A 23,222-nucleotide genomic window follows, 5' to 3' on the forward strand; every position below is an offset into this window, starting at 1 on the left:
CGACAGAAAAGGTACAATACAAAAGTATAGATACCTGAAAGGATGGAGACTTTTACATGAATTTTAAGAAAATCGGCGTCATCGGCGGTGGCACAATGGGTCAAGGTATTGCTGAAATGCTGGCAGCCAAAGGCCTGGATGTTATGCTGGTGGAGAAAACCACTGAAAGACTGGACTACTCTTACGAAATGATCGAGACAAGTCTCGACAAACAGCTCGAGAAATGGGCAATCACCCAAGCAGAAAAGAAACTGATTCTCAGCCGTATCCAAAAAGTGACACATTTCGCGGAACTAAGCTCCTGCGACATGGTCATTGAGACCATTACCGAGGATCTGGAAGCAAAGCAAATGATATTTAATCAGCTCGATCAGGTGTGTCCGAGCCACATTATTCTGGCCAGCAACACGTCCACGCTAAGCTTGACGGAGCTTGCCAGCTCTACAATGTACCCGGAACGCGTCATCGGCATGCATTTCATACATCCGGTAGCGAAGGTGAATCTTGTTGAGATCGTGCGCGGACTGAAAACCTCCGACAGCACTTTTGAAGATACGAAAGCTTTTGTTGATGAAATTGTTGAGAAAAAAGGCGTTTTGATTTACGAATCCCCGGGGTTTGTAACTTCACGCCTCATTTGCCTGTTCATTAACGAAGCTATGCATTTGCTGCAAGAAGGCGTCGCTTCCCCGGAGGATATCGACGATGCGATGCGTATCGGCTACCAGTTCCAGCATGGACCGCTTGAAATGGCTGACCGTTTCGGTCTGGATTCGGTGCTTGCCGCTCTGGAGAATATGTTCCGTGAATACGGCGAACTGAAATACCGTCCGTCTACCATCCTTAAGAAAATGGTGCGTGCAGGACAACTGGGCATGAAATCGGGCGAAGGCTTCTTCAAGTACGACAAGGATGGTGACCGTGTATGAATATTCTAGTTATTAACTCAGGAAGTTCCTCTTTGAAATATCAACTGTACAATATGACGGATGAGTCTGTGCTTGCCAAAGGTCTGGTAGAGCGCATCGGGATGGATTCCTCCATTCTGAACCATAAGCCTACCGGCAAGCAGGAAGTTACGGAAGTCAGTGAAATTCTGGAGCACAATACTGCGATCCGTAAAGTGCTTGCCTGTCTGACCGACAAGGAGCATGGGGTTATTGCTTCCATCGAAGAGATCAATGCTGTAGGACACCGCGTGGTTCACGGGGGCGAATTCTTTAAAGCATCCGCACTGGTTGACGGTGATGCCAAACACAAAATCCGCCAGTTGTTCGACCTTGCACCGCTTCATAACCCGGCTGCAGTGATGGGGATTACGGCAACTGAAGTGAATATGCCTGGCGTACCGCAGGTCGTTGTTTTTGATACTGCGTTCCACCAAACAATGCCTGAGAAGTCTTACATGTATGCTATCCCAAGAGTGCTGTACAACAAGTACAAGGTCCGCCGTTATGGCGCGCACGGTACTTCACATGATTTCGTCAGCAAAGCTGCTGCCGAATATCTGGATCGTCCGCTTGAAGATCTGAAGATTATCACCTGCCACATCGGTAACGGTGCCAGCGTAACTGCTGTTGACGGCGGATTGTCTGTTGACACTTCGATGGGGATGACACCGCTTGAAGGACTGATGATGGGTACCCGCAGCGGTGATCTTGATCCGGCTATCGTTCCTTACGTAATGAACAAGGAAGAGCTGTCCGTTGGTGAAGTGAATTCCATGCTGAACAAGCACAGCGGCCTTTTGGCAATCTCTGGCGTCAGCAGCGACATGCGTGATATTATTGATGGTGCAGAGAAAGGCGAGCCTAACTCTACGCTTGCTTTTGATATGTATGAGTACCGTTTGCGGAAATATATCGGCTCTTATGCGGCAGCGATGAACGGCGTAGACGTAATTGTATTTACAGCCGGTGTAGGCGAGAACGCGGCTGTGCTGCGCGCCAAAGTGCTGAATAACCTTACGTTCCTCGGAATTGAACTGGACACTGAAGCTAACAAGGTACGTTCCGGTGATCCGCGCCGTATCTCAACGGCTGATTCCAAGGTTCAGGTGCTCGTGGTTCCGACAAACGAAGAGCTTGTCATTGCACGCGATACGTATCGTATTGTGCAAGGGAATTAACGGCTAAATTAGAGGAGAGATTAGTTGGAATGTCTAACAAGAGTGTAATCAAGAACGTGAATGAGCATGTGGGAGAGAGCGTTGTGATCGGCTGTTGGGTCAACAACAAGCGCTCCAGCGGTAAAATTCAGTTCCTGCAGCTTCGCGATGGTACAGGATATATCCAGGGTGTTGTGGTGAAATCGGAAGTGCCGGAGCAGGTATGGGAAGATGCCAAGAGCCTTACCCAGGAAAGCTCCCTGTACGTGACCGGCATCATCCGTGAGGAGCCGCGCAGTCAATCCGGATACGAGATGACTGTTACGGGTATTGAAGTCCTGCACCTTACAGAGAATTATCCAATTACCCCGAAGGAGCATGGCGTTGACTTCCTGATGGATCACCGTCACCTCTGGCTTCGTTCCTCGAAGCAGCGGGCAGTGCTGGTCATTCGTGCAGAGATTATCCGCGCGATTCAGCAATTTTTTAACCAGAACGACTTCACAAAGGTAGATCCGCCGATTCTGACGCCTACCTCGGCAGAAGGCACAACGAACCTGTTCCACACCAAGTATTTTGATGAGGACGCCTATCTGACGCAGAGCGGACAGCTCTACATGGAAGCCGCCGCAATGGCGCTTGGCCGTGTGTATTCCTTCGGTCCTACCTTCCGTGCCGAGAAATCGAAGACCCGCCGCCACTTGATTGAATTCTGGATGATTGAACCGGAAATGGCCTTCACGGACCATGAGGAAAGCTTGCGCGTCCAGGAGAACTTCATCAGCTTTGTGGTGCAGTCGGTGCTTACGAACTGCCGTGCGGAGCTGGAAGCTGTGGGCCGCGATGTCTCCAAGCTGGAGAATATCAAAGCTCCGTTCCCAAGAATCACCTATGATGATGCCATTACATTCCTGAATGAAAAGGGTTATGACATTGCCTGGGGCGATGATTTCGGGGCGCCGCATGAAACGGCGATTGCCGAAATGAGCGACAAACCGGTATTCATTACGCATTATCCGGCCTCCTTCAAGGCCTTCTACATGAAGCCGCATCCTGAACGTCCTGAGGTTGTGCTCTGTGCGGATATGATTGCTCCTGAAGGCTATGGAGAGATTATCGGCGGCTCACAGCGTATCGACGATCCGGCTTTGTTAGAAGAGCGGTTCAAAGAACATAATCTTTCGCTGGATACCTATAAATGGTACATGGACCTGCGCACGTATGGTTCCGTGCCTCACTCCGGCTTCGGTCTTGGCCTTGAGCGCACTGTGGCCTGGATTTGCGGTCTGGATCATGTGCGGGAAACGATTCCGTTCCCTCGTACGTTGTACCGCCTGTATCCTTAAGGAAATAAAGGAGGGCGCGCATGGACGGCAAAGTATGGAGTACCTGGGGCGAAGGTGTGGCTTTTGGCCTCCAGAACGGAATGGCCGTCATTCCTTACGCACTCTTGAAGTACTACCGGCAGTTGAACCTGTCCGGCAGTGAAGCTATGCTGCTGATTCATTTGCTCTCCTTCCGCCAGGTGGAGGGAATTGAGTTTCCTTCACTGGAGGAGCTGCAGGCTGTAACGGGACGCAGCATACCTGCTATCGCCGGAGAGCTGCAGAAGCTCATGAAGGAAGGCTTCATCGGTATTGATGAAGATAACGACGAGCTGAGAGATATTCACTATGAGCGTTATAACTTCTCGGGCCTTTATGGCAAGCTTGGCGCCTATTTGGCGGAAGCTGCTCAGGAAGTCTCCAGGGGTAAGACGGGCGCTGCCGGCAATGTGGCGAATTCCCGTACTTCTGCCCCTCACTTAGGAGCCTCCGCTTCAGAGGGAGGGTACGGCAGACCGTCAGCTCTCGATGCAGACAAAGCTGCCGGGGAGAGCCGCAGCCTGTTCAGTATTTTTGAGAAGGAATTCGGCCGCCCGCTCTCGCCGATGGAATGCGAGACGATATCCGGCTGGGTGGATCAGGACCGGTATCCTGAGGAGTTGATTTTGCTTGCTCTGAAGGAGTCCGTATTCGCCGGCAAGATCCATTTCCGCTATATCGACCGGATTTTGCTGGAATGGGCGCGTAACCGGGTGAAAAATGCCCAGGACGTCAAAGCCTATACACAAAAATTCCGCAACGGCGGACGGTAGAAGGATACTAGCAGAAGAGAACAGAAGCATGAGGCGGATGCCTTAACTCAAAAAGATCGCAGTTCTTTCCCAATGGGAAAGGCTGCGATCTTTTTAACTTTATATGGATTTATTTATTGCATGCTTATATATCAATGCTCCGAAAGTTCTTTCTCAAGCGTTGTGCCCATCTCGCGGGAGCGCTCGGCACAGCGGTTGACTGCGGCGATTACCGTCTCAAAAAAATCGCCTTTTTCCATAACCTCAATGGCTGCTTGCGTGGAGCCGCCAGGTGAGGTTACTTTTTTGCGCAGGACCGCCGGCTCCTCTCCTGTCTGCTGGACCATACGGGCAGCGCCGAGCACAGTCTGAACCGTCAGCTCGGTGCTCTGTTCAGGCGGCAGTCCTCCCCGGATGCCTGCGGCTATCATCGCTTCCATCATGTAATAGATGTACGCCGGACCGCTTCCCGAGATTCCGGTCAGGATTTCCATCCGGTCCTCGTCGATGACGGAGGTTAATCCGACCGCTTCAAACATATTGAGCGATATCCGGCGGCTCTGCTCGTTGACTTCTTTGGAGAAGGCGATGCCCGTTGCTCCAAGACCGATGGAGCTTGAGGTATTGGGCATGGTCCGTACCACAGGCTGCGGTGTGCCAAGCAGTCCCTGCATGGTGCGGATCGTCATTCCGGCAATAACGGAGATCACTAGCTGGTCCGGTGAGAGCAGTGGTCCTAAGCCGCGCAGAGCCTCTGCGGCATCTTTGGGTTTCATGGCAAGCACGATGACCGGAGCTGTGCGCAGGTGATCCGTCTTTTGTTCAGGATCATTGCAGCCCTGGACGCCATAGCGGCTGCGCAGCTCGGCCAGGCGTTCGCTGCTGCTGCGGTTAAGCATCACGATGTTGCCGGACTCGACTACATTGCGGGCGATCATCCCGCGCACAATCGCTTCAGCCATTGAGCCCGCCCCGTAAAAGACAATTTTATGATTGATTAATGGTATCGCTGGTTGCTGACACATGACTGACATTCCCCCTAATAAATTGACTTACCCCCGGATTTGCCCGGAGCCATGAATTATATATTTGCTTGAAGTGAGCGCTGGCAGGCCCATAGGGCCGCGGGCATGGAGCTTCTGGGTGCTGATTCCGATTTCCGCCCCGAATCCGAACTCAAAGCCGTCAGTGAACCGTGTCGAGGCATTATGGTAGACCGCAGCGGCATCCACTTCCTGCAGGAAACGCGCCGCATTTGCAGCATCCCCGGTTACGATGCATTCCGAATGCTTGGTGCTGAACTCGGCAATATGCCTCAGGGCTTCATCCAGACCGCCTACAATTTTGACGTTTAGAATATAATCGTTATATTCGGTGGCAAAATCCTCCTTGGTCACAGGCAGTGCCCAAGGCACCAGAAGTACCGTTTCAGGACAGCCGCGCAATTCGACATGTACCTCGCGGAATGCCTCCGCCAAGGACAGCAGGTGCTTGGCGGCATAATCGCGATGCACAAGCAGAGTCTCCATCGAGTTGCACACAGAGGGGCGCTGGGCCTTCGCGTTAAGGCTGATGCGCTGTGCCATATCCGGCTCGGCGCTGGCGTCGAGATAAGTATGGCATATGCCTGCCCCCGTTTCAATTACAGGGACGGTGGCATTAAGCACAACGTTCTGGATCAGCGAGCTTCCGCCGCGAGGGATAATGACATCAAGCAGTCCGTTCAGCTTAAGCATCTGATCTACGGAGGAGCGGCTCTTGTCTTCGATAAGCTGCAGCGCATGTTTTGGAATTGCCGTTGTGTCGAGTGCGTTATGCAGCACTTCTACGATCTTACGGTTGGACGACAGGGCAGAGGAGCCGCCGCGCAGAACAACGGCATTGCCTGTCTTCAGGCAGAGGCCTGCTGCATCCACGGTTACATTGGGACGCGCTTCATAAATAATGCCGATGACACCGAGCGGGACGCGGATTTTTTCAATATACAGTCCATTGGGACGCTCAATCGTCTCCAGATGATCCCCAATAGGGTCCGGGAGCTCGGCGATTTGCTTCAGTCCCTCGGCGATGGTCTGTATCCGGTGAGCGTCCAGCGCCAGACGGTCAAGCATGGATTCCGGTGTTCCGCCGAGCCGGCCCCGCTCCAGATCCTCGCTATTGGCGGCAATGATGGACGGCGCTTCGCGGACCAGGGCATCCGCCATGACAAGCAGGGCTTCATTCTTCTGATCGGTGCTTAAACTTGCCAGATCACCTGTAGTTTCCTTAGCTAACGTTGCCTTGCTTACAACCTCACTCATGGTTAACCCTCCTAAAAGTTTTGTGAGCGATACTTCCTTGGGATACATCGTACAAAACCCGCTTCGAAAGCATCAGCTTAAGTTTTGTGAGCGTCTGCTCCCTTGAATTTGCTTCGAACAAAACTCGCCTCGGAAGCATTCGCTTAAGTTTTGTGAGCGATACTTTCTTCGAACAGTACTGCACCGGAAGCGCAAACCCGGTTTTGTCCCGCTGAATTACCGCAGTGTAATCCATTCATCGCGGTGAATAACCTCCAGCCGGTGGACTTCCCCCAGCACCGGTACGATCTGGCGGCTTGGCAGACCTTGAATGCTGCGGAGCTGGGCATCATCATAATTGACAATCCCCCGGCCAAGCAACTGGGCATCCGGCCCGAGCACCTCCACAACATCACCCGAATGGAAGTTTCCTTCAATCCGCTTAACCCCGACTGGCAGCAGGCTGTGACCGCCATGGAGCAGCGCTTCTACAGCGCCATCATCCACATAGATGGAGCCGAGCGGGGTGGACATGAAGCCGAGCCATTGTTTCTTAACAGGCAATGAGGATGATGAAGTGGCAAAATATGTGCCTTTGCCATTTCCCGCCGCCGCCATCTGTAAATCGCCGGGTTCTGCGGCTCTGCCGATAAAGACAGGCACTCCGCCGCGTGTGGCGATTTTGGCGGCGTCGATTTTGGAGCGCATGCCGCCAGTTCCGACACTGGAGCCGGCGCCGCCCGCGATTGCATAAATCTCAGGAGTAATTTCCTCCACATGCTGGTAGCGGACGGCATCCGGATGCTTGCGGGGATCTCCGCTGTATACACCGTCCATGTCGGTCAGAACGAGGAGATGTGATGCTTTCAGGAGATTCGCCACCAGCGCCGACAGTGTATCATTATCGCCGAACTTGAGCTCATCAACAGACACGGTATCATTTTCGTTGAATATGGGCACGGCTCCTTGCCGGAGCAGCTCCTCCACCGTCATTACGGCATTGTTCATCGCCCGTCTGCTGCAGAAATCAGTGCGGGTTAGCAGGATTTGCGCAGTAGGGATGCCATGCCCCGCAAAAGCCTCCTGATAAGCCTGCATCAGCATCACCTGGCCAACCGCAGCGGCGGCCTGCTTCTCATGCAGCAGCTTGGGGCGGGAGGGGTAACCTATGCCGCGGAATCCGGCTGCCACCGCGCCGGAGGTAACCAGCAGCACTTCACAGCCGTCCTGGCGCAGTGCGGCAATCTCGGCGGCGAAAAAGGCAACAGCCTCGCGGTTTAATCCGCCTTCGGGACCGGTGAGCGAGCTGCTGCCGATTTTGACCACAATTCGTGTCGTCACTTGAGTTTCACTTCCTTCTTAAGTTTAAACTGAAAACGACAAAAAGCCCCCATCCTTAGACTTAGCAAAGGACGAAAGCTGAATAACTTCCGCGGTACCACCTTCATTGATGAGGGATCATCCGACTTCATTCTCGTAACGGGAGTTTCCGTCCTGCCGGGGCAGGCCGCTCGGGGGTAGGATTCGGAAGGGCCAACCGCGGTAAATTCTCTCAGCCTGCCGGAATTTACTCTCTGCTCGCGGATAGAGGCCTGTTCTTACTGGTCCCGTCTGCACGTTTCACTATTTGTCATTTAGAATACCATGCAGAAGTGGGGTTTGCAAAGGGCGGGCGAACTAATATTTTTGCCAGGAAAGCTGAGGTGGAAATGAGGTTTATCCTTGTGAGGAACGGGCACAATACCTGTAATCTGTACCAGGAGGTGGCTAATCTTGAAACCAAACAAAAATGTCCAGCATGATCAGAATCAGTATTCCAAAGAGGCAGACGAGCTTCAGAACAGTGTGATTCGGGAGTTTGTCGAAGACAATACCATTGATTCCAGAAAAGAAGGCAAGGTCGACGAGAGTACAGCAAAAATACCGGATGAGCAGAATCGTCTGATTACTTACCGTCATCAGCATAATAAATAGGCCGCATCAATTAGGCAGCGCAGCAGAATTGCCCTTTTGCTTCCATTCACTGGAGACGAAAGGGCATTAATCATATCCGAACCTTTCACTGCCAATAGTCGGCAGCTACTCTTTTGCGAGATCTGCTACCGTGGTTTTGAAGGTTTTCATAAAAGCTTCCGCTGCCTTGGATAGATAGCGGCCCCGGCGGTAAGCCACAACCAGAGTCCGGCTGGGCACCGGCTCCGCGAGCGGAAGATAGACCGGAACAAATTCGCTGCGCGGTGCGCGGGCGATGAAGTGGGGAACCAGCGTCACGCCCATGCCGGCGGCAACCAGAGACTGGACGGTCTCCATATTGTTGCTTTCGAAGACGATGCGCGGCTCGAATCCGGCCTCCCGGCAGAGCTCTACCGTCATTTTGCGGAAGCCTTGGCCTTCCTTCAGTACAATAAAAGGCTCATCCTTCAATTCTTCCAAGAAGGTACGAATGCCAGCAGCACTCCGCGAAGCTAAGCGATGCTCCCCCGGAACCGCAAGGTCAATCCGCTCCTCGCCAAGCACCTCAAAGGCAAGGGTGGGAATCTCCAGCGGCAGGGAGAGCAGACTGAGATCGGTCTGGCCGCTGGCGGTAAGCTTCTCCAGATTCATTGAAGAATCCTCCAGCAGGGTAATCTCGACCTCGGCATATTTCTGTTTAAATACAGGCAGCACATGCGGCAGCAGATGCGCCCCGGTGATCGGCATGCTGCCAACAACCACCCGTCCGCTGCGAAGCTGGGAGATATCGGACATTTCCTGGCGCAGCAGCTCCACAGCATCAATTATGATCTGTGCCTGCTCCACAAATTTCTCTCCGGCATGGGTCAGCTCCACCGAACTGGTATTGCGCTGGAACAGAAGCACGCCAAGCTCCCTCTCCAGCTTCGAGAGCTGCTGGCTGAGTGAAGGCTGGGCGATGTGCAGCTTGTCCGCCGCGCGAGAAAAGTTCCGTTCCGCCGCAATTTGCAATGCATACTGCAATTGTCTAAGTTCCATGAGAGGCTCCTTAAATGATGTGTTTATAAGTATATCCTATAAGTGGAGTAATTAACATAGGCGATGCTACTTACGAAAGAAGTCAACAGTTGGAGCCAGCCAGAAGGCCTGCAATGGGAATGTACAATTATTTATGCGGCTGCTAGACTGGAAGAGAGTATTATTCAACGGCCGGCTTGCCGGAGATTCTAAGGACAGGAGGAACTAAAATATGACTACATACCAGGGATCAAATGTATATCTCAGATTTTTTATGCCGGAGGACGCAGCGGCTTTGCTGGATTTGGAGCTTCGCAACCGGAGAGTTTTTGAGCAGTTTTCTGCTGTCGAGAGGGATGATGCCTTTTATACGCTGGAGAAACAGAGCGGGCGGATTGCCGGATGGGAGATAGCGCGGGAGGAGAAGCGGAATTATTCTTTCGGAATCTTTTTACATGAAAATGACATGCTGACCGGTGATATTTCTCTTGCCCATATCGTGCTGGATTCACAGCAAAAATGGATTTTGGGCTATTTGCTGGATCAGGACCATCAGGGCAAGGGCTATATGAGCGAGGCGGTGCCTTTGGTGCTGGAGTATGCTTTTAAGGAAGCCGATATTCGGCAGATTGAGGCCGGTGTGAAGCCGACAAATGCCGGTTCGATCAAAGTGCTGAAGAAAGCGGGCTTTCAGGAGCAGGGTCTGGTGCACAATCTGGTAAAAATCAACGGAAAGTTTGAAGAGCATGTGATGTTTTATATAAATCGCTCTGAATAGGCGGTAATGCCTTGTTTGTTGCATTTGGTATGCTTATAGGTCAAACCTATCAGATTTATAGAAATCATATCTTGGAATTATAAACGGCCCGATGTTATATTTAGAGCATTCAAGAGAGACTCCACTTTCTCTTCAAATGAACGATTCTACTTTATGAGGTGAAATTATGGGCAACAAGACAATGTTTGAAAAGATTTGGGACAATCACGTAATCCATCAAGAGGAGGGCAAACCAAGCATCATTTACATTGATTTGCATCTGGTGCATGAGGTAACTTCTCCGCAGGCTTTTGAGGGTCTCCGCCTCAGCGGCCGCAAGGTGCGCCGTCCGGGCCTCACTTTTGCAACGATGGACCATAACGTGCCTACCAAAGACCGTTACAATATTAAGGACCCGATCTCCAAGCAGCAGATTGATACGCTGACGCAGAACTGCCGTGATTTTGGCGTAAGACTGTTTGACCTGAATGATATTGACCAAGGCGTAGTGCATGTAATGGGTCCGGAAATCGGCTTGACGCATCCCGGCAAAACCATTGTCTGCGGCGACAGCCACACCTCCACACACGGCGCTTTCGGCGCACTGGCCTTCGGTATCGGCACCAGTGAGGTTGAACACGTGATGGCTACCCAATGTCTGCAGCAATCCAAGGCCAAGACGATGGAAGTCCGTTTCACAGGCAAACGCAATCCAGGCGTTACCGCCAAAGATATGATTCTCGGTGTTATCGCCAAATACGGCACAGACTTTGCTACCGGTTATGTTATTGAGTATACAGGCGAAGCAATCCGTGAGCTGTCGATGGAAGAACGCATGACCGTCTGCAACATGTCCATTGAAGGCGGGGCGAGAGCGGGATTGATTGCGCCGGATGAAACCACCTTCAACTATCTGCGCGGACGTCAATATGTGCCGCAGGGCGAAGCGTATGATGCTTATGTTGAGAGCTGGAGGGGTCTTGTCAGCGACGAAGGCGCCCAGTACGATACGGTTGTTGAATTTGACGTGGAAACCCTGATTCCGCAAGTGACCTGGGGAACCAGCCCTGGCATGGGCACGGATATCACATCAAATGTGCCGAATCCGGCTGACTTCACAACTGAGAATGAACGCAAGGCTGCTGAAAAAGCGCTTGAATATATGGATTTGAAGCCGGGAACGCCAATGTCCGAAATCGGCATTGATTATGTATTCATCGGTTCCTGCACGAACGGACGGATTGAGGATTTGCGCGCCGCTGCCGTGGTTGCCAAAGGCCACAAGGTATCCGATAAGGTTACAGCCATCGTTGTTCCGGGTTCGGGACGCGTGAAGCTGCAGGCCGAAAAGGAAGGCTTGGATAAAGTATTTACAGAAGCGGGCTTTGAATGGCGTGAAGCGGGCTGCAGCATGTGCCTCGCCATGAACCCGGATGTTCTGCAGCCTGGACAGCGCTGCGCATCGACTTCGAACCGCAACTTTGAAGGACGCCAGGGACGCGGCGGACGCACGCATCTGGTATCCCCTGCTATGGCGGCTGCGGCTGCAATCAAGGGACGTTTTACCGACGTCCGTGACTGGAATTACAAGACGGAAGCCGTCAACTCATAGAATTTGAGAGAGAGCAGGAGGATAAAATCATGGAAGAATTCAAAAAATTAACCGGAATTGTTGCCCCGGTGGACCGGGTAAATGTGGATACGGATGCCATTATCCCCAAGCAGTTTTTGAAACGGATTGAACGTACGGGATTTGGACAATTCCTGTTCTATGAATGGCGCTTTGATGAAGCGGGTAATGACAATGCAGCTTTTGAAATGAACAAACCGCGCTATAAAGGGGCATCTGTCCTGATCTCGCGGGCCAACTTTGGCTGCGGCTCCTCACGTGAGCACGCTCCTTGGGCGATTATGGACTACGGCTTTAGAGTGGTGATTGCACCTTCCTATGCCGATATCTTCTACAACAACTGCTTCAAAAACGGCATTCTGCCGATCAAGCTCTCGGAAGCCCAGGTGGATGATCTCTTCAACCGTACGGCTGAGCATGAAGGCTACAAGCTGACAGTGGATCTTGAGAATAAACAGCTCAGCGATGAATATGGACTCAGCATCAGCTTTGAGCTCGATGAGCACCGCCGCCAGTTCCTGCTGCAGGGACTCGATGATATCGGACTGACGCTCCAGCATGCGGATGAAATCGCAGCCTACGAAGAGCGCCATGCCGCGAAGCTGTTCGCTTAATACGAAAACTTTACATGTTTTACACAAAACTTCTATTTCCGGGTGTCGGAAATAGAAGTTTTTTTGCTATAATCGATATATTCGTTGCCGGAGGAGGCAACTTTTGGGGATTTCTGTCGTCTTATTCATATCAAAGTAAATTTCTATCATTTGCCAGAAGGAGAGGGAAGGATGAAAAGAGCCGGACAAAGGGTGCTTTTTCTACTGCTATTGCCACTGTTGCTGCTGTCATTCGCCGGCCATGAAGCCGCTGCTGCAGGGGGCAGCGCCGGTAGAATCATTATGGACAACAAGGAGCTTGTGCTCCCCAAGGGAATCGCCCTGGAGAATGTAAATGGAAGCGTTATGATTCCCATCCGTGTGGTCGTGGAGAACCTGGGGTTCGACGTGAAATGGGAGCAGAAGTCGCGTAAAGTAACCGTTCAGCAGTACGGTAAAAGTGTTCAACTGGCGGTGGGCAGCACAACGGCGGAAGCGGATGGAGTCACACTTGCACTGAACGCGGCGCCCAAGCAGACCGGCGGAACGGTGCTGGTGCCCATTCGGTTTGTAAGCGAGCAATTCGGGCTGAAGGTCGGCTGGGACAACACCGACAAGACCGTATATTTGAGCGGCGGGCTTCCAAGCGGGACTGACACTTCAGGTAATCCTTTGCCGTCGCCCACTTCCGTACCGTCAATTACACCTGCACCTACGCCTACACCGGTCCCAACCTCTGTACCGGCGGACAACTCGGGAACAGACGGAGATGTTGTGATCGGTATCGGGGTGCCAACCCCAACGCCTATTCCTGGCAGTGCGGGAACGGTGGTTAGCTCGCCTCAGGTAATGGGAGCCGTATTCAGTGAGAACCGGCTGATCATTGCGGCTGCGGGTGGCGCCAAGCCTACCGTCACGAAGATGACCGGACCGGATCGCATCGTCATTGATTTTCCGGGGGCCGCCTTTGCCTCTGATTTTGCCGGCAGCTTTCCGGGCGTATCCACAAGCGGCAGCCCGCAAGGCAAGCTGGATGTAACCGGGTATCCGCAAATCACTGAAGTGCGCTACGCACTCTTCAGTCTAAGTCCGCCTACCGTCAGGTTCGTAATTCAGACCGTAGGCGTCCAGCCTTATCAGGTGAGCACCGATCCCGGCACAGGGCTTGTAACTGTTGATCTGAATGCGGTGAACAACTCGCCAAACCCGGGCGGCACTGGAGCGAACGGAAAGCCTATTGTGGTCCTTGACGCCGGGCATGGCGGTACACAGTCTGGAGCTGTCAGCTTAACAAAGAGACTTGAAAAAGACTTCAATCTTGCGGTAGTCCGCAAAGTTGGAGCACTGCTTATGCAGGAAGGACTGGTTGAAGTCGTATATACCCGCATTGAGGATAAAACGCTGGGCTTGCAGGCACGGGTAGATATTGCTGAAGCTGCAAAAGCCAATCTATTCCTTTCAGTACATGGTAATTCATTGCCGACTGAATATCCGAACAGGGACAAAGTTAATGGCAGTGAGACCTATTATTCACGGACAGAGAGTCTGCCGCTTGCCCAGATCATGCACAAGCATTTGATCGCCGGAACTGGATTCAAGGATAACGGAGTCCGAACCAAAAGCCTTCATGTCACCAGAGAAACGAGTATGCCTGCAGTGCTGCTGGAGGTAGGTTATCTTACGAATCCGGGAAATGAAGCAAGCATGTATGACGAGCAGTTTCAGGACAGCTTAGCCCGGGAGATCGCCGCCGGAATCAAAGAATACCTGGGATTATAGACAGCGAACTTGGTATATATTCGCAACTTTTATATGAGTGCGGCGTCTATACAATGTCGAAGGTTGTCAGCCTTGCTGTCATCTTGAACGCCGCTATAGGCGGAATACTAGATTCTTAGAGGTGAAGAATGAAAAAATTTGTTTTTATGCTGTTGCTGCTGCTCTTTGTAGTTGTTTTGCCGGGACATGGACATGCCGCTGCCGGCACTAACAAGATTTTTCTTGATGACAAGGAGCTGACTGCAGGACAGGACGTACCCGTTGAAAATGTGAACAGCTCCGTCATGGTACCGCTAAGAATGATCGCTGAGAACCTTGGATATAAGGTGGATTGGGATCAGAAAAGCAAGACAATCACGATTGAACAACAAGGGAAAACGATTAAGCTGTTTGTGGATCAGACTACGGCCTCCGTTGATGACAAGACCGTGACCCTTACAGCCGCCCCGCTCCTGCGGACGAATACAACCCTGGTGCCGATCCGGTTCATTGGTGAGCAGTTTGGTCTTACGGTCAAATGGGACAATACTGCAAAGGTTGTAAACCTTATTACCCCGATAATGCCTGATCCTAACGCCGATCCAGGCGGGAATTCCGGGGGAGGAACAAACGGGACTGTACCTCCGGCGGATACTACGGCGAATTTGACCATGGTCAATGGAGTTAGCTTCAGTGAAAACAAGCTGATCATTGCAATGGACGGAAGTTCACAGCCGAAGGTGTCCAAGGTGACTGGACCCGAGCGAATTGTAATAGATTTGCCTAATGCAAATTTCTCTGATTTATTCAAAACAGGACAAGAATTGGACTCCAGTCTGAACGGCAAGCTAACCATAACGGATTATCCTGATGTATCCGGTGTGCGTTATTCGCTGTATAGTACTGCCCCTTATACAGTCCGTTTTGTTATTGATTTGACTCAAGCCCAAAATTATAGTGTTGACGTAACGGAAGATGTCTCCAAGCTGGTTGTCATTGACTTGAATGCGGCAAGCACGGATACTACAGTAACTCCACCGCCTGTAAATAACGGACGGAAGCTTGTAGTGCTAGATGCCGGGCATGGAGCCAAGGACTCCGGAGCTGTAGGGGTTACAGGCAAATATGAGAAAAATTTCAATTTGGCAATTGTGCTGAAAGCAGCAGCGCTGCTCAAAAAAGAGAGCAATATTGATGTAGTGCTGACCCGCAGCGATGATACCTTCCTGGAGCTGAAAGACAGGGCGGGAATGGCGAACAATCTGAAGGCCGATCTGTTTATTTCCGTACATGCCAACAGCGGTTCCCCGGCAGCGACCGGAACGGAGACCTATTATCAGCGGGATGCCAGCAAGGCGCTGGCGAATGTGATGCATAAGTACCTTGTCCAGGCGACCGGACTTAGCGACCGGGGCGTGCGGTACGGGAATTTCCATGTTATCCGGGAAACTACCATGCCGGCTGTTCTGCTTGAGGTAGGTTATCTCAGCAATAAAGGAGATGAGGCATTGCTGTTCTCCGATGCTTTACAGAATAAGGTTGCTGCTGGTATTGTCAGCGGAATTAAGGAATATCTCGGACTATAGCAGCGGCCATGCGGCTTTGTCTGCCAATATTCATCCAGAGGGGGTAAATGTTGATGAATAACAAATTAACATATGCTGGAATTTCGGCGCTGCTTCTGCTTGTGATCGCAGGCTGCGGTGAGAAGCCGGCAGCGGCACCGGCAAATGAAGGCGTGCAAGCTTCACCCGCAGTTGTGAACGGAGCTGGAAGCAATAACGAAGGGCAAGATGCGTCTGCTACAGCTACACCTACGGCAACGCCACAGCCAACTGCCGAAAGTACGGCACCCGCTGCAACTCAGCAGCCGGAAGCGCCGGAGAAAAAGAGCGAGAGCATATCTGTATACTATACGGACCCGCAGCAAATGGAGCTGCTTACGGCTAAAGTCAAGATAAGCTTTGCAGATGATGTGGAGAAATACAGTGAAGCCTATAAAGCGCTGCAAAGCAGTGATAAAGCGGACCAGATTCCTTTATGGGGGAAAATCGAGCTTAAATCGCTTAAATTTGCCGATGGGCAGATTCAGATGGACATTCATAAGCCGGACGAAGCGCAGCTTGGTGCCGGCGGCGAAGCTTTTGCCATTAGTGCGTTGACCCAAACGTTCTTCCAATTCAAAGAAGTGAAGAGTATTGAAGTTCTGGTGGATGGACAGCAAGTGGAGAGCTTGATGGGCCATGTTGATTTGCTGCACCCTATGACCAGAGACAATAGCGGTGTTTAAGAGGGGATGCAGGAATTGAATGGCAGACTGACGAAATGATGTATATGACATTCAAATGAATCATGGAGAGGGGAATAATCTATTGTCCGGGCAAAAAAGGTCAAAACGTTCCATTCAAACGTATTCTACTCAAGCGGTAACTGCCTTGCTGGCCGGCGCGATGGTGCTTGGCGGAGCGGGAGCCGCTTTTGCCGATAACGCTACACCAGCAGCACCAGCCTCATCTAACATATCCGCCCAAGCTGCGGCAACAGGAATATTCACCGATGTCAAAGCGGGCTTTTGGGCTGAAAAGCATATCTACAAGCTGGCCTCCCAAGGAATTGTAGTGGGAAATAACGGCTTATTCCGTCCGGGCGATTCCGTTACCCAGCAGGAGGCGGTGCTGATGGCACTGCGCTTCATGAAGCTGCAAGGCAATGTAAATACCAGCACGGATGTTGTGCTGCCAACGGACTTCCAGGTTACAAACTACTATAAGCCTTATGTCGTGCTGGCGTTCCAGCAGGGTTTGCTGGACAAGACAGTTGAGATGGCTGCTGACAATCTGAAAACCTCCTGGGGAGAACGGAAAGCCAGCCGCGAGTGGGTTGCTGAATTATTGATCCGGGCGCTCGGTAAAAGCGCAGAGGCTGCTTCAGCAGCCACAAAGCCAACCAGCTTCGCGGATGATGCCAAGGTGACTGCGAACAAACGGGGTTACATTAATACCGCGGTGAATTTGGGGCTTGCCAACGGACTGGACGGGAACCGTTTTGATCCGCAGGGAGCTGTTACCCGTGCGCAACTGGCAACCTTCTTCAGCCGGGCTGAAGCACACAATACACTGGATTATGACAACACTGCCAAAGGAAGTATAAGTGCGCTCAAAGACGGCAAGCTGACCCTGTTCAGCAATGGGGTTACCTCTGTCTTCAACCTGACTTACGGCACTGCCTACTTCAACAGCACTTCCGATACAAGAATTAATCTTAGCGACATTAAGCCCTATACGAAGGTAACCGTCATCGGTGCTACTTATAATGCTGCTTACGTAGAGCTAACTGATCCTACACCTCAGGTCCAGACAATTGAAGGAACCTTTGCCAAAAGCACTCCGGTAACGCTCTGGCTGGATTCTCCTGCCGGATATGATCAATACAGCTATGATGCGAACACTTCCTTTGTAGATGTGAACGGAGCTGCAATTACGCCAGGCTCAATCGCTGCCGCAAGCAAGGTTACCCTGCTTCGTGAAACCTTCAGCGGAGCAAATAAGATTGTCAAGGTTCAGGTGACATCTGGGTTTGTGAACAAGACGGCAACAGGCACTATTCAAAGTGTCGATACAGCCCAGAAGAGCATCACGTTCAAAGCTGCTGATGGGACTGCGGAAACCTTCAAATGGGAGGATGGCACTTCTCTCTTCAGCTCGCAAAACGCCGTGCTGCTGCCGGCCGATCTGAAGGTGGGTGCTTCGGTCAAATATACGATTAAGGATAATATTATCCGGACAGTAGAAGTGACTTCAGGGGTGGAACGCACCGTGCAGGGATCGGTTACTGAACTGACCAGTTCCTCCATTGTATACAAAAAGTCTGATGGTTCCCGTGAAGTGAAGCTGCTGGGAACCACACCGGCAATTGTCATACCGAACGTAACTTCTCCTGTCATTGGCGACATTATTGCCGATGCAGCGGCTGGAGACAACGTTCAAATTACACTTAACAGCAGTGATCAGGTAACCAAGATTGAAGTGCTGAGCCGGCAGATTGACCAGTTTACCGGGGCAACGGTGGTTGACTACAGTGCGAAGACACAGCTTTTGACGGTTATGGATACCAATAATAAAGCTCATCTGGTGCAACTGGATGCGAAGACCAAGCTAGCCTATGATGGCGTAGCTACCACATCCCTTACCAATATGGGATATAATCTGACCGAAGGCCGCAAGGTGGATGTTGTGGCTGCCGGACAACGTGCAATTTCTGTAGAGACAAGCACCAAATATACAGGGGTATTGACCGCAGTGAATACTACAACACGGATCATGACCCTGAAGCTGGCTAATGGTCAGACGATAAATCTGTCTTACCCGCAAGGAGTGGATTTCTTCGGACGGACTTCTCTTGCAGTTACGGATGTTGCTCTGGGCAGCTCAGTGACTGCGGTACTGGCCGGAAATCAGGATATTGTTTCGCTTCTCCGTGTAAATTCGGCTGTACAGCTTGAAATTACTACGGTCAATGCAGCGGCTAACAAGCTGGGGGTTAAGTGGTCTGGAGGAGCTACCGAGATTTATACCGTATCGGCAGCCTTGACCAATGAATCCGCTCAGACCATCAAGATCAGCGATCTGAAGGTGGGAGATTTCATTAATGTTGGATTTGACGGCAGCACCCCGATTACTGTTCAGACGGTTAAGCTTACCACAGGCCAGGTGACGGCGGTGGATGCCGCTGCCGGCACGTTGACCGTGAAGGATTACACAGGTGCTGTACAGAGCCTTAAGGCCAGCGGGGGCGTTAAAATTATTAAGGGTGGCGTTACTACGACAACACTTGGCACACTCACTGCGTCAGACCGCGTGGAAGTGCGCAAGGATGCTGACGGTGCACTTATTATTCGCGTCTTCACACAGTCGAGCCGGGTCTTCTCAAGTTATGAGAGTGCAAGCGGAGAGCTTATCGCCAAGCGGGCTACTCTAGATGAGACTTACCGCTTCCCGCTTGGTCCAAATGTATATATTCATCAAGGAGACACGACATTATCCGTGCAATCTCTCAAAGAAAATGATAATATTATAATGTATTTCAATAATGACGTTGTTGTTGAAATTGCGAAACAATAAGGGCTTGGTGATTTTCCGTGTGAAGCACCGTCTTGATACAGGCATTATGCCTGCATCAAGACGTTTTTTTTGAAAGATATGAATTTATGTTGTAACATAAATATTCCTTATCTTTCTTGCAGAAACGGTACCGTCCCGCTTAAGGACAGTGAAGCCGTTCCAACTTGAAATTAGGGAAGTTGTATCCGTCCGGCTTGCCCGGATGGTAACACTTCGTGGAGGGGACGCTATGAAAGCTGCAGAGGTCCGCCACATTCTGGACACCATTGGAGACCTGTTCCCTGATGCACATTGCGAGCTGAATCACAGCAATGCTTTTGAATTAACAATAGCAGTGCTGCTCTCAGCCCAATGTACGGATGCAACAGTGAACAAAGTAACCGAGGACCTGTTCCAAAAGTACAAGTCCCCGCTAGACTATGTTTCTGTACCGGTTGGGGAACTCGAGGCAGATATCCGGCGTATCGGGTTATACCGCAACAAAGCCAAGCATATTCAAAGCCTTTGCTCGATTCTGATTGAGCAGTATGGCGGAGAGGTGCCGCAGAGCCATGAACTGCTGGTTACTCTGCCGGGTGTTGGGCGCAAGACCGCTAATGTTGTAGTGTCCAATGCGTTTGGAGTCCCGGCTATTGCCGTAGATACACATGTGGAACGGGTGGCTAAGAGGCTTGCGCTAGCGGGCTGGAAGGACTCTGTGCTGGAAGTGGAGAAGAAGCTGATGAAGGCGGTGCCGCGGGACGAGTGGACATTAACCCATCACCGGCTGATCTTTTTCGGACGATATCATTGCAAAGCACAGAATCCTAAGTGTCAGGTTTGCCCGCTGCTGGATGTTTGCCGGGAGGGCAAAAAACGTATGAAACCGGCTGTAGCTAGAAAAGCTAACAGTCATACGGCAAAAACAAGCTAAGAGTTAGAGATGAAGAAGAGGATGGGATTGAGATGAAGTGCATTTCTGTATATACCGATAATTTTGAAGCATTTTCCGATATTTTTGAACGGGTGGTAGAAAGCCCGCTTGAGGAAAATGAAGAGCAGGAAGTGGAAGGCATTACAATCAGCCATTCCGGCGATGTGCCTGAGCATTACCTGGAGCGCATGTCCCAGAAACCGGAAGTTGTTGTGATGAAGGACAAATCGCGCGGGTTGACCATTCTGCAGCATGGCAAGGTATTCGAAATTCTGCTGCCAGTACTGGAAACAGCTTAATCTGTCCGTTACTGTACAAATAATTATAAGTGAATGCCAAAAGGAGTCGGCCCGCGGGCCGGCTCCTTTTGGTTGCAAGGTAAGAATGCATATACTTCACATCATAAATTAGGCTGATCTGACTGAAGTAACTGAAGAATATCAGAGCACAGCCCCACTGCAAATGCCGAAGCTCCATGTGATGAATCATCATTACTCTTCTGGCGCTGCGGGGTTACTGTTACTTTCAACAAATGTTGTCAGGAGAGACAGCTTGTCATCCCAGTAGACATTGAAGAAGGAAAGCCAGTCTCTCAGCTCAGCCAGCGGCTCAGGTTCTAGCCTGTACCGTGTCTCCCTCCCCACCCGTTGACGGCTTACGAGACCCGCATCTGTCAATATATGCAGATGTTTGTTAACGGCTGTGCGTGAGAGCGGAAAGTTCTCGGAGATGGCAAAAATAGGCATGTCTCTGCCGGCAAGCAGCTTCAGTACGCTCCGGCGGGTGGGATCGGCGATAGCATGGAATACATCGTGCTGTGCTGCAGGAGCTGACACGGTCAGGCCTCTGCGTAGGCGACGAGTTTGTCCTTGACGATGCTCTCCCAGCCGCTATTCATGATGCCGCGGATGATTGTATGAGGTTGTCCAAATTCGGTGACCTTTGCTTCATCCCAGCCTGAATGAATAAGTGTAAATTCGGTCTGTCTGTTCTCCAGCTCTTTCAACTCAAACACGAGATGCCAGTCTTTCCCCCAGTCGAAGCCAAGCCGGTAAGGCGGCTCAATGTCGGTGACTTTGCAAGGCGAATCGCCGAATTGACCGGACCGGAGAATAAACTCATGGCCCAGGGCCGGTTCAAATGTATTGTCCATCCACCAGGCTGCCAGTCCCTCCGAGGTTGCAACAGCCTTCCATACTTTTTCAATGGGAGCATTCAGAACTACAGTTTTACGAACTTCGGGTAATGTCTTATCCATGTGTATTATTCCCTCCTGGTGGTATAACGTCTTTGTGATTTCGCTTTAATAATAACACCTTTAGGTGTTGCTTTGCAATCTTTCGTGAAGGATAATAGGGGATTTTGTAAATAGTTATCATTTGAATTGTGGCAAATCGGTGATAAAATGTAATTATTCTATTGTGAGTATACGAATCAGGGTATAGAAGGTGGGAATGAAAGTGGGAGCGGAAAGGGCCAAGATGGTGAAAGAAATCCGGGAAGAGTCGCCTTTTACTCTGTTAAGAGAGCTTATGGAACGGTGGGAAGACCCGGTTGCGGAACGGATTATTGCCGATCTGCAGGCAAAAGCTGCTGCGGGTGAGCTGACTCTGGCTTTTTGCGGGCATTTCTCGGCGGGAAAATCGAGCATGATCAATCAGCTATGCGGCAGTCCTGTGCTGCCCTCCGGTCCGGTTCCTACCAGTGCCAATATCGTCTCTATCCGTAACGGAGCACCGCGTGTTCTGCTCTATGCTAAGGCAATTGAGCCGGGAGAGGAGCCTTCTGCCCGGGAGATTACCCCCGATCAGCTTCAGGAGTATTGCCGTAGAGGCGGCGACTACTCAGCCATTGATGTCTGGGAGAATGTACCGCTGCTGGGGGCACACGGGGTATTGATGGATACTCCGGGCGTTGATTCTACCGATAGCGGACATCAGGCAGCCACGCATTCTGCGCTTCATCTGGCCGATGTTGTGTTCTATGTGATGGATTACAATCATGTGCAGTCCGAGAATAATCTGGCGTTTGCCAAAGCTCTCAGCGATTGGGGCAAACCTCTGTATCTTATCGTCAATCAAATTGATAAGCACCGTGAACGGGAAATCACAATGGAGCTGTACCGGGAGCAATTGGAAAGCGCTTTCGGACAATGGGGCATTCAATCGGCCGGAATTCTCTTCACTTCGCTAAAGGCCGGGGATCATCCGCTTAATCAATGGGATGACTTGATCACCGTGATTGCCTCCTTGCTGGAACAAAGGGAAGCGCTGCTGCAGTTCAGCCTGTCCCGCTCCCTGCATCATAGTGCGGACGCTGCGCTTGCCGCTTACCGGCAGGAGCAGCAGGAAGAGCGGGAGCAGCTTCAGGAAGAGGCGGGCTCTGCGGATATGGATACCGTGGAGCGCGGGCTTATCCAATGCGGGGAGGAGCGCGAGGCAATCAGCGGGCTTGCGGAGCAGTCGCGGCAGAATCTGCGCGCTGGCCTGGATGCGCTGCTGGGCAACAGCAGCCTGATGCCGGCAGAGGTCAGAGCGGCGGCGGGCGCGTATGCGGAAAGCGTCAGTCCCGGCTTCCGGCGGGGGCTGCTGTTCACCGCAGCGAAGCGGGAGAAGGAGCAGCAGAAACGTCTGGAAGCCTGGCATACGCTGCAGAGCCGTGAGGTTGCCGCCCAGCTTGAGTGGCATTTGCTTCAGCTCGTGCGGCAATGGGGAGAAGGCCTCGGACTCTGGGACGAGGCGGCGGACACGGCACTTAAGCAAGGGCTCCCGGCGGTGAGCCAGGATTTGCTGGCGGCTGCAGTGAAGCCGGGCACCGGGTTCTCCGGCGAGGCGCTGCTTAATCTCTGCCGCGCGCTCGCGGCTGAGATTAAGGCCGGCTTCCGCCGCGCCGCCCTGGCCTTCGGCGATGAGCTGCTGGCGAAGCTGCCGCCTATGCTGGACGAGCGGCGCGCGGAGCTTGCGCGCCGCGAGGCGGCCC

General features: G+C 51.8%; 21 protein-coding genes. 15 read left to right on the top strand and 6 right to left on the bottom strand.

What is annotated here, in order from left to right:
• Window positions 1-56: 56 nt before the first annotated feature.
• Genes B212_RS0107920 through B212_RS0107935 form a run of 4 tightly spaced genes read left to right on the top strand, consistent with a single transcriptional unit; the run spans window position 57 to window position 4,244 of the window.
• Entirely contained in the window at window positions 57-929 is an 873-nt protein-coding gene (locus B212_RS0107920; RefSeq protein ID WP_019910029.1) for a 3-hydroxyacyl-CoA dehydrogenase family protein, read from the top strand.
• Window positions 926-2,128: an acetate/propionate family kinase gene (locus B212_RS0107925; RefSeq protein WP_019910030.1), complete on the top strand. Its 1,203-nt coding sequence runs from the start codon at window positions 926-928 to the stop codon at window positions 2,126-2,128. Before B212_RS0107920 ends, B212_RS0107925 begins: the two co-directional genes overlap by 4 nt.
• A 29-nt stretch (window positions 2,129-2,157) precedes the next feature.
• The gene (asnS, locus tag B212_RS0107930; RefSeq protein ID WP_019910031.1) at window positions 2,158-3,453 is read left to right on the top strand and encodes an asparagine--tRNA ligase; all 1,296 of its coding nucleotides are present in this window, start codon (window positions 2,158-2,160) and stop codon (window positions 3,451-3,453) included.
• A gap of 20 nt (window positions 3,454-3,473) precedes the next feature.
• Window positions 3,474-4,244 carry a DnaD domain protein gene (locus B212_RS0107935; protein WP_019910033.1) on the top strand — a complete coding sequence of 257 codons (771 nt, stop codon included), beginning with the start codon at window positions 3,474-3,476 and terminating at the stop codon, window positions 4,242-4,244.
• 131 nt (window positions 4,245-4,375) lie between these two features.
• On the opposite strand, the gene proC is transcribed toward B212_RS0107935, so the two are convergent.
• The 3 genes from proC to proB all read right to left on the bottom strand — a co-directional run bounded on the left by proC (window position 4,376) and on the right by proB (window position 7,843).
• Entirely contained in the window at window positions 4,376-5,248 is an 873-nt protein-coding gene (gene proC, locus B212_RS0107940; RefSeq protein WP_019910034.1) for a pyrroline-5-carboxylate reductase, read from the bottom strand.
• Window positions 5,249-5,275: 27 nt separating this feature from the next.
• Window positions 5,276-6,523, bottom strand: a complete 1,248-nt coding sequence (locus B212_RS0107945; protein WP_019910035.1) for a glutamate-5-semialdehyde dehydrogenase — start codon at window positions 6,521-6,523, stop codon at window positions 5,276-5,278.
• Window positions 6,524-6,739: 216 nt separating this feature from the next.
• Window positions 6,740-7,843 (bottom strand): glutamate 5-kinase, encoded by a 1,104-nt coding sequence (gene proB / locus B212_RS0107955; protein WP_019910037.1) that lies wholly within the window; start codon window positions 7,841-7,843, stop codon window positions 6,740-6,742.
• Between the two features lie 432 nt (window positions 7,844-8,275).
• On the opposite strand from proB, the gene B212_RS0107960 reads away from it, so the two are divergent.
• On the top strand, window positions 8,276-8,476 hold the full coding sequence (locus tag B212_RS0107960; RefSeq protein WP_019910038.1) for a hypothetical protein: 201 nt from the start codon (window positions 8,276-8,278) through the stop codon (window positions 8,474-8,476).
• Between the two features lie 105 nt (window positions 8,477-8,581).
• Here the strand turns inward: B212_RS0107960 and B212_RS0107965 are convergent, their stop codons facing one another.
• Window positions 8,582-9,493, bottom strand: a complete 912-nt coding sequence (locus tag B212_RS0107965) for a LysR family transcriptional regulator (protein WP_019910039.1) — start codon at window positions 9,491-9,493, stop codon at window positions 8,582-8,584.
• 211 nt (window positions 9,494-9,704) lie between these two features.
• Between B212_RS0107965 and B212_RS0107970 the strand changes: the two genes are divergently transcribed.
• The 9 genes from B212_RS0107970 (at window position 9,705) to B212_RS0108010 (ending at window position 20,542) form a co-directional block, all read left to right on the top strand.
• Entirely contained in the window at window positions 9,705-10,250 is a 546-nt protein-coding gene (locus B212_RS0107970; RefSeq protein WP_019910041.1) for a GNAT family N-acetyltransferase, read from the top strand.
• A gap of 166 nt (window positions 10,251-10,416) precedes the next feature.
• A complete protein-coding gene (leuC, locus tag B212_RS0107975) occupies window positions 10,417-11,841 on the top strand; it encodes a 3-isopropylmalate dehydratase large subunit (protein ID WP_019910042.1) in 1,425 nt (474 codons plus the stop codon).
• Window positions 11,842-11,870: 29 nt separating this feature from the next.
• Window positions 11,871-12,473 carry a 3-isopropylmalate dehydratase small subunit gene (gene leuD / locus B212_RS0107980; RefSeq protein WP_019910043.1) on the top strand — a complete coding sequence of 201 codons (603 nt, stop codon included), beginning with the start codon at window positions 11,871-11,873 and terminating at the stop codon, window positions 12,471-12,473.
• 171 nt (window positions 12,474-12,644) lie between these two features.
• Window positions 12,645-14,231: an N-acetylmuramoyl-L-alanine amidase family protein gene (locus B212_RS0107985; RefSeq protein ID WP_019910044.1), complete on the top strand. Its 1,587-nt coding sequence runs from the start codon at window positions 12,645-12,647 to the stop codon at window positions 14,229-14,231.
• A gap of 128 nt (window positions 14,232-14,359) precedes the next feature.
• A complete protein-coding gene (locus B212_RS0107990; protein ID WP_019910045.1) occupies window positions 14,360-15,796 on the top strand; it encodes an N-acetylmuramoyl-L-alanine amidase family protein in 1,437 nt (478 codons plus the stop codon).
• Between the two features lie 53 nt (window positions 15,797-15,849).
• A complete protein-coding gene (locus tag B212_RS0107995; RefSeq protein ID WP_019910046.1) occupies window positions 15,850-16,500 on the top strand; it encodes a GerMN domain-containing protein in 651 nt (216 codons plus the stop codon).
• 82 nt (window positions 16,501-16,582) lie between these two features.
• Window positions 16,583-19,330, top strand: a complete 2,748-nt coding sequence (locus B212_RS0108000) for an S-layer homology domain-containing protein (protein WP_019910047.1) — start codon at window positions 16,583-16,585, stop codon at window positions 19,328-19,330.
• A gap of 229 nt (window positions 19,331-19,559) precedes the next feature.
• Complete coding sequence (nth, locus tag B212_RS0108005; RefSeq protein WP_019910049.1) at window positions 19,560-20,243, top strand: endonuclease III; 684 nt, start codon at window positions 19,560-19,562, stop codon at window positions 20,241-20,243.
• Window positions 20,244-20,275: 32 nt separating this feature from the next.
• Entirely contained in the window at window positions 20,276-20,542 is a 267-nt protein-coding gene (locus tag B212_RS0108010) for a hypothetical protein (RefSeq protein WP_019910050.1), read from the top strand.
• Window positions 20,543-20,734: 192 nt separating this feature from the next.
• Here B212_RS0108010 and B212_RS0108015 read toward each other — a convergent pair whose 3' ends face one another.
• Window positions 20,735-21,079, bottom strand: a complete 345-nt coding sequence (locus tag B212_RS0108015; protein WP_019910051.1) for an ArsR/SmtB family transcription factor — start codon at window positions 21,077-21,079, stop codon at window positions 20,735-20,737.
• 2 nt (window positions 21,080-21,081) lie between these two features.
• Window positions 21,082-21,501, bottom strand: a complete 420-nt coding sequence (locus B212_RS0108020; protein WP_019910052.1) for an SRPBCC family protein — start codon at window positions 21,499-21,501, stop codon at window positions 21,082-21,084.
• Between the two features lie 202 nt (window positions 21,502-21,703).
• Between B212_RS0108020 and B212_RS34950 the strand changes: the two genes are divergently transcribed.
• Window positions 21,704-23,222 (top strand): dynamin family protein (locus tag B212_RS34950; protein WP_198015841.1); only part of this gene is annotated, 1,519 nt, incomplete at its 3' end.

The organism is Paenibacillus sp. HW567 (genome assembly GCF_000374185.1).
Classification (GTDB): domain Bacteria; phylum Bacillota; class Bacilli; order Paenibacillales; family Paenibacillaceae; genus Paenibacillus_AQ.